Raw genomic sequence first — 798 nt, forward strand, 5'->3', positions numbered from 1 at the left:
CCGTGTCGCGGGTGTAGTGGATTTGGTTTTCGATGCCCCACTGCCCGCGGACGTGGGAGTGGAAGTAGTGCGCTGTGGCGTGCGTGCTCGCTGCGCTGGTGAGGACGAGGGCATATTCGCGAGTGAGGCGAGTTCCGGCGAGGTCGAACTCGTCTCGCCGAATGATGGCCGCATTGTTGACATGCGGGAACTCGATACCTTCGGCTTTCGTGGCCCAGGTCTGCCAGTTTTTGATCCGGCCGTGTCCACGTTCCTCGACCTCGTGGTGGGCTGGTTCCTGGAGAAGTGGAAGGACCCGGTCGAACGTCTGCTTTTTTAGTGTCGGGCGGTTCCCCTTCACGGTCATCACATAATCCATCCCGTGCTTGACGATGTCCTTTGCGGTGTCGTCCTGCGTATGCGCCGCGTCGAGGGTCACGGTCGGCCTGCCCGGCATATCCGGAAGCCTGTCGAGCAGATTTCCGACCTGGGTGATCTCGTTGGTGTCGTCGGGAACACGGATCTGTCCGACGACGAGACCGCTCCCATGGATCATCGCGGCTAGGAGCTTGACCTGCGTCTTCTCGTCGACCCAGGCTCCACGCATGACCTTGCCATCGATCGCGATGGCAATCTGCTCCCCGTTCTCAGAGGCGGTCTGCGCGAAGAGCCAGCAACCGATGCGGGCGTCCAGGGCCGCACTGTCGATGGCCTGGAGGACCCTGCGGATTGTCTTCTCACTGGGTACTCGGTACCGTCCGAGGAAGTGGTCATAGGGTGCGCCCAATCGGGCCAGCAGGGGTTGGGGTATTCTCGTGG

The 798-nt window shown here is 61.9% G+C and carries 1 protein-coding gene; it reads right to left on the reverse strand.

Annotated features, from left to right (window positions below):
* Nucleotides 1-798, reverse strand: a 798-nt coding sequence (locus U9983_RS26740; protein WP_322756666.1) for an ISAs1 family transposase, incomplete at both ends; no start/stop codon positions are given.

It is taken from the genome of Protofrankia sp. Cas3, from assembly GCF_963555955.1.
GTDB lineage: Bacteria > Actinomycetota > Actinomycetes > Frankiales > Frankiaceae > Protofrankia.